This window comes from Streptomyces sp. NPDC002055 (genome assembly GCF_040296705.1).
Lineage (GTDB): Bacteria > Actinomycetota > Actinomycetes > Streptomycetales > Streptomycetaceae > Streptomyces.
This window is the reverse complement of record NZ_JBEOXS010000117.1, coordinates 1-6,651: the sequence shown is the minus strand read 5'-3', so window position 1 is coordinate 6,651 and position 6,651 is coordinate 1. Positions and strand designations below refer to the sequence as shown.

At 73.8% G+C, this 6,651-nt stretch carries 5 protein-coding genes and 1 pseudogene; 4 read left to right on the top strand and 2 right to left on the bottom strand.

Annotated features, from left to right (window positions below; translation table 11 throughout):
* Nucleotides 1–520: 520 nt before the first annotated feature.
* The gene (locus ABT112_RS34410) at nucleotides 521–880 is read left to right on the top strand and encodes an STAS domain-containing protein (protein WP_351515746.1); all 360 of its coding nucleotides are present in this window, start codon (nucleotides 521–523) and stop codon (nucleotides 878–880) included.
* Nucleotides 877–1,806, top strand: coding sequence for an anti-sigma factor RsbA family regulatory protein (locus ABT112_RS34405; RefSeq protein WP_351515747.1), 930 nt, complete (start codon nucleotides 877–879; stop codon nucleotides 1,804–1,806). Before ABT112_RS34410 ends, ABT112_RS34405 begins: the two co-directional genes overlap by 4 nt.
* Before the next feature lie 63 nt (nucleotides 1,807–1,869).
* On the opposite strand, the gene ABT112_RS34400 is transcribed toward ABT112_RS34405, so the two are convergent.
* The gene (locus ABT112_RS34400; RefSeq protein WP_351515745.1) at nucleotides 1,870–2,268 is read right to left on the bottom strand and encodes a DUF4345 domain-containing protein; all 399 of its coding nucleotides are present in this window, start codon (nucleotides 2,266–2,268) and stop codon (nucleotides 1,870–1,872) included.
* Between the two features lie 368 nt (nucleotides 2,269–2,636).
* Here ABT112_RS34400 and ABT112_RS34395 point away from each other — a divergent pair, with 368 nt between their 5' ends.
* Nucleotides 2,637–3,038, top strand: coding sequence for a DnaJ family domain-containing protein (locus ABT112_RS34395; RefSeq protein WP_351515744.1), 402 nt, complete (start codon nucleotides 2,637–2,639; stop codon nucleotides 3,036–3,038).
* A gap of 95 nt (nucleotides 3,039–3,133) precedes the next feature.
* Here ABT112_RS34395 and ABT112_RS34390 read toward each other — a convergent pair.
* Nucleotides 3,134–4,173: pseudogene (locus tag ABT112_RS34390) on the bottom strand (AI-2E family transporter).
* A 701-nt stretch (nucleotides 4,174–4,874) separates the two neighbouring features.
* Between ABT112_RS34390 and ABT112_RS34385 the strand changes: the two are divergent.
* A complete protein-coding gene (locus ABT112_RS34385) occupies nucleotides 4,875–6,518 on the top strand; it encodes a phospholipase D-like domain-containing protein (protein WP_351515743.1) in 1,644 nt (547 codons plus the stop codon).
* The last annotated feature ends 133 nt before the right edge of the window (nucleotides 6,519–6,651 follow it).

Genomic DNA, 6,651 nt, shown 5'->3' with positions numbered 1-6,651 from the left:
GGCCTCCGGGGTGGGGGTTTCGTCACGGTATATTTACGGCCCTGGGGGCCACAAATACACGGAAGCTTCCGGAACCCCCCACCCCTGCGCCCCCACCCCCTTGCGTTCAGACCACCGGCCCGTCGTAGCGCGCCGCCGCGTTCACCTCGCCCTGCGGCACCGGGCCCTTATGTCCGGACCACCGGCCCGTCGTGGCGCGCCCCCTGGTGTTCGCCCCGCCCTGCGGGCCCCGCTGCCGTCGTGTCCGGGCCGGTGGCGCTGCGCCTCTGGGTTCATCTCGTGTTGTCGGCCCGGAGCCCCACCTGGCCTCCCTTGAGGTCCAGGGGGCGGCACCGCGTCTTTGTGTCCGGACTCCGGGAGTGCCGGGTTCGCTGCCGCCGGAACCGCCCGGTCGGGGGGAGCGATTCCGAACCGGCCGTGGGGGCGGCTCGGATGGCTTAATGTACGTCGGGCCGCTTCGTGGGCGACCGTCCCCATCGTCCGGGGGTGCACCGGACGAGCGACGTTCTGGAGGGAGCCGGTGACTGTGCCGGAGAGCCGGGTCGTGTCGGCGGGCCCATCCCCGTCGGGCACCGCCGCGCTGGAGGTCGTTCCGCTCGGGGACCGGGCCGGGGTGCGGGTGGTCGGGGAGATCGGCCTGAGCACCGGTACGGTGTGGCAGCGGCAGCTGGACCACCTGGTCGGCCAAGGTGAGGATGTCCGCCTCGAACTGTCCGGGGTCGAGTTCGTCGATGTTGCGGGGGTGTCGGCCCTGGCACGGGCCGCCCAGCGGCTGGACGCCGGACGACGCATGGTTCTGGTCCGGCCGCCCACGACCCTCCTCCGCACGCTGGAGATGTTCTGGCCCGGCCTGGCCGCGATCGAGGTGACCACGTGCTGAGTACGGAGACCGTCGCCGGCTCCTTCGCGCACCCCGCGCTGTTCTACCGCGACACGGACGAGTACCTGGCGGGCACGGTGCCGTTCGTGCGCGCGGGAGTTGCCGCGGGCGAGCCGGTGGCGGTGGCCGTTCCGGCCGACGGCCTCGCCGCCATCCGGGCCGAGCTGGGGCAGGACGCCGGGAGCGTGCGGTTCCTCGACATGACGCGGGCCGGGAGGAATCCCGGGCGGATCATTCCGGGGGTGCTGCGGGCCTTCGCCGACCGCCATCCCGCGGGCCGCGTGCGCATCATCGGTGAGCCCATCTGGGCGGGCCGCACCCCGACCGAGTACCCGGCGTGCGTCCAGCACGAGGCGCTGATCAATGTCGCGTTCCACGGGCGGGCCGTCACCATCCTCTGCCCGTACGACGCCGGCCGGCTGGCTCCGGAGGTGATCGCCGACGCACGGGCCACTCACCCCGTCCTCATCGAGGACGGCCGGACCCGCACCAGTGATGCCTTCGCCCCCGAGCAGGCGATCGCCGACTGCAACCAGCTGCTGGTCGCCCGTGCCGGAGCCGCGGCGCTGACCTTCGACGCCGAACTCCTCCCCGCTGCCCGGCACTTCGCGGTCGGGCAGGCGGCGCGGCTCGGACTGGCGGGCCGGCGGCTGGACGACCTGGCCCTGGCCGTGGCGGAGCTGACCACCAACAGTGTGGTGCACGGCGGAGGTTCGGGCACCGTCCGGGTCTGGGACGAGGACGGGCAGGTGGTCTGCCAGGTCGAGGACCGGGGGCTGCTCCGCGACCCGCTGGCCGGCCGCCGCCCGCCCCTGCGCGACCAGTTGGGCGGCCGGGGCCTGCTGCTCGTGCACGAGGTCTCCGACCTGGTCCGGGTGCACACCGGCGCGGAAGGGACGACGGTCCGGTTCCACTTCGGCCCGTGACCGGCCCGGCCGCGAGCTCAGGGGTCACCCAAGGCCGCTCGAGTTGTCCTGAAGCCGCCGCGCTCAGTTCGCCGGAGGCGCTGGGCGCGCGGCGGGCGTCCGCGCCGGCGCGGTCCCACCCGGCCGGTCGGCATTCGCCCTCTCGTCGGCGCCCGACAGCCAGAAGCAGACCGGTGGCAGCGCGAGTTCGACGGCCGTGAGGAGGATCTGGAACCAGTGCGGCTGCCCGTGCACGGCCAGGGACAGCAGCCGGCCCACGCCGCCCAGCAGAAAGACACCCGCGAGCAGGCGCACCGCCCGGGCCGGAATCGGCGACCGGCGGGCAGCCCAGATCCAGGCGAGGCCGTACCCCAGGAAGATCGCGCCGTAGTACCGCTCCCGGCTGTCGACGGTGGCGCCGGCCGAGCCCTCCCCGGGCACCGAGTCGATGCCGAGGGCGAAGTGGAACACGCCGATCGCCACACAGGCGTACCTGCGTTCTCCCGGGCCGTGCTGCTCGACATGTGCCTCGGTGCGCTGCTGGGAACACTGGGCGCGGTCATGGACCTGGACCTCGACGGGGCCCCGGACCGCCCCGGCGCTCCGGCCGGCGGCTGAGCGTCATCCCCCGCCGTCGGCCGGACGCCTTCATCAGCCCTGGTTGCCGCTCGGTGCCGCCGCCGCGCGGAACACTCACGGAGATGGTGGCCCCCGGGGGCGGTTCCCGGCCGGTTCTAGACTGGGGTCGTACCCGGCTCCGGCCGCGCACGACCGGCCTGGAACCGCACGAAGAGCGCCGAACCCCAGCACCGAGCATCGAGCACCACGGAGCCCAGAGGGAGAGCCGTACCGTGACCGAACGCAAGCCCCCCGGTGTCAGCTTCGAGTCGTGGACGGACCGGCAGATCCGCGAGGCGGCGGACCGCGGCGACTTCGCCGACCTCCCCGGCTTCGGGAAGCCCCTCCCCGGTCTCGACCGGCCGTACGACGACATGTGGTGGGTCAAGGAGAAGATGCGCCGGGAGAACCTGTCGTACCTGCCGCCGGCGCTCGCGCTGCGCAAGGAGGCGGAGGACGCCCTGGAAGCGGCCTCGCGGGCACGTACCGAGGCCGAGGTCCGGCGCATCCTCGACGAGGTGAACGAGAAGATCCGGGAGGCGCTCCGGCGGCCGCCCGCCGGGCCACCGCTCAACCTGACCCCGTTCGACGTGGACGACGTGGTGCGCACCTGGCAGGCGGGGCGCCGGGACTGACCGCCGCGGCTCCCGGGCGGCGGGACACCGTCTTCCGGCCGGCGCCGTGCCGATGTGCGTCGGCGCATCCCGTCTCCGGTGCCGGTCGGCCGCCGTCAGCGCGCCGGGGGCGGGGAGAGCGGGACGGGCGGGGTCCGCAGGGCGGTGAAGACCGACCACACCACCGAGACCAGCGGGACGGCGACGACGGCCCCGAGCACCCCGGCCGTGACACTGCCGCAGATGACCGTCAGCGCCACCACCACGGGATGCAGCCGGACGGCCCAGCTCATCACGAACGGGTGCAGCACATGGCCCTCGATCTGCCCGATGACCACGATCAGCAGCGCCACGCCCCCGGCCACCAGCGGGCCTTCGGTGGCCAGGGCCACCACCGCGGCCACGGCCAGGGCCACCGGTGAACCGATCAGCGGGACGAAGGCGGCGAAGAACTCCAGCACAGCCAGGGGCAGCGCCAGCGAATCCCCAGGGCGAAGAGGGCCGTCCCGACGAGGACGGCGTTGATGGCCGCGATCAGCACGATGCCCCGGGTGTACCCGGTGAAGGTCCGCCACGCGGCCCGCCCCGCGAGACGGGCCGGAGGGCGGGTGCGGAGCGGCAGCTGACCGTCGAACCAGCGCCACATCCGGTCCCCCGAGTGGAGGAAGAAGACCGAGCAGAACAGGGCCAGGGCCGCCACGGTCAGAGCCTTCATCACCCGGTCCGCACCGGTCAGCGCGGTGCTGATCAGGGTCGAGCGGTGGCTGGAGACGAACCGGGACACCCGCGCCTGCACATCGGAGAGCGCGTCGGGCCGCATATGGACCGGCGGCCCCTCCAGCCAGTCCTCGATCCTGGCCACCCCGCCGTCGAACTCCCGGCGCAGCCCCTGCCACTCACCGGCCACGTTGGCCCCGATGAGGCTGAGCACCCCGAACAGCAGCAGGAGGCCGAGCAGCAGGGCGAGGGCGACGGCGGCGTACCGGGGCACCCGGCGGTTCAGCAGATCGGCCACCGGCCCCAGCAGCGCCGTCAGCACGAGGGCGAGGAACACCGCGACGGTCACCAGGTGGAACCGCCCCAGCGCGACGAAGATCCCGTAGACCACCGCACCGACGACGATCAGGCGCCACCCGTAGGCGGCGGCGAGGGCCAGCGCGGGAGAGACGGCCGCGGGGGCGCCGGGGGCGCCGGGCCGGGAGGCACGGGCCGTCCGCTTCCGGAGGGTCCGCGCGCGGCCGGACGGACGCCGCGCGCCGGCCCCGTACCGCCGTGCCCCGTCGCCGCGGTCCGCGGCACCGCTCCGCCCGCCGGATCGGCTTCGCACCTGGCCGCCACCGCCTCCCGCCCCTCCCGCACCGGGTCCACGAGGGGACGGCCCGGCCCGCGAGGGGACGTCTGCCGGACGGGAGGCCGGCTCCCGCCCACCGCACGTACCCCAGAGCTGGTATCACCCCGGGCCGGTTCCGACACGCGGCCGGCGCCCCGTTCCCCCGAAGGCACGCGGCCGACCGGGGGCGGGACGCCGGCCGGCCCGGGTCGTACGCCGCCTCCGGCCGCGTGCCGTGTCGCCGATGGTCCGGGGGGACCGGACGGTGATCGGTACGGCCGGACGCACGGGACCGGTCGGGGCGCGGCCCGCCCGGCCGCCCGGGTGCCGGGCCCCTGGGCGCGGCACCGGCCTGCGACACCGCCGCATCCGTTGCCCCTTCAACTTCCTTGCCGGAGCGTGCAGTTGGTTCCGCCGGAGGGCCATCCCGGCGTCCCGGCGGAATCGGTGACCCGGTACCTTCTGTCCATCCCGAGCAGGCCCTCAGCGGCCGTTCGGGCCGATTCCCACCGTAAGAAGGAAAGTTCTTGGCCCATCACCGGCTCCGCCGCCTGATACCGACGTCCGTCGTGCTGACGACCGTGCTCACGGCGTTCCCGACGGCTTCGGCGCAGGCGGCGGACACACCCCCCACCCCCCATCTGGACTCGATCGAGAAGTCGCTCCGCGAGACCTCCCCCGGGCTCGAAGGCTCGGTCTGGCAGCGCACGGACGGCAACCGGCTGGACGCCCCGGCGGGCGATCCGTCGGGCTGGCTCCTGCAGACCCCCGGCTGCTGGGGCGACGCCGCGTGCAAGGACCGCGCGGGAACCCGGAAGCTGCTCGACCGGATGACCCGGAACATCGCCGAGGCGAAGCACACCGTGGACATCTCGTCGCTGGCGCCGTTTCCCAACGGCGGTTTCCAGGACGCCATCGTCGCCGGCCTCAAGGAGTCGGTCGCGGCGGGACACTCCCCCCGCGTCCGGGTCCTGGTCGGCGCCGCGCCGGTCTACCACCTCAATGTGCTCCCGTCCCACTACCGGGACGAGCTGATCGACAAGCTCGGCCCGGCAGCGGAGAAGGTCACGCTGAACGTCGCGTCGATGACCACGTCCAAGACGTCGCTCTCCTGGAACCACTCCAAGCTCCTCGTGGTCGACGGCAGGACGGCGGTCACCGGCGGCATCAACGGCTGGAAGGACGACTACCTCGACACCACACATCCGGTGTCGGACGTCGACATGGCGCTGAGCGGGCCCGCGGCACGCTCGGCGGGCGCGTACCTGGACACGCTGTGGGGCTGGACCTGCGAGAACGCGTCGCGTCCCAGCAAGGTCTGGCTCGCCACCTCGCGGGGCGCCTCCTGCATGCCGTCGCTGGAGAAGGAGCAGGGCGCGAAGGAGCAGGGCGCGAAGGAGCAGGGCGCCTCGCCCGCGCAGGCCCCGGGCGACGTCCCGGTCCTCGCGGTCGGCGGCCTGGGCGTCGGCATCAAGGAGTCCGACCCGTCCTCCGGTTACCACCCGGACCTGCCCACCGCCCCCGACACGACCTGCTCGTTGGGGCTGCACGACAACACCAACGCCGACCGTGACTACGACACGGTCAACCCCGAGGGGAACGCGCTGCGGGCGCTCATCGCGAGCGCGCGCAGCCACGTCGAGATCTCGCAGCAGGATCTCAACGCCACCTGTCCCCCGCTGCCCCGCTACGACCTGCGGGTCTACGACGCGCTCGCCGCCAAGCTGGCGGACGGCGTGAAGGTCCGGATCGTGGTCAGCGACCCGGCCAACCGCGGGGCCGTGGGCAGCGGAGGCTACTCGCAGATCAAGTCCCTGGACGAGATCAGCGACATCCTCCGCAAGCGGCTGGCCGTGCGCACCGGTGACGACGGGGAGGCGTCGCGGACGATGTGCCGGAACCTCCAGCTGGCGTCCTTCCGCAGCTCTCCGGCGAGCACCTGGGGCGACGGCAAGCCGCAGGCGCTGCACCACAAGCTGGTCTCGGTGGACGACTCGGCGTTCTACATCGGCTCCAAGAACCTCTACCCGGCGTGGCTGCAGGACTTCGGCTACATCGTCGAGAGCCCGGCGGCGGCGAAGCAGCTGAAGAGCGAGCTGCTGGCACCTGAGTGGAAGTACTCGCAGGAGTCGGCGACGGTCGACGCCGAGCGCGGCATCTGCCCGGGCTGAGGCCCGGACCGGGTTCCCGGATCCCGGGCAGGGGTCTTGGGAGCGGCGTCCTTCGGGCATCGCGGGGCCGGACGGCTCCGCGATGCCCGCGGACGGGGCGGGGCGGGGCCGAACAAGACCCCCCCCGCCCCCC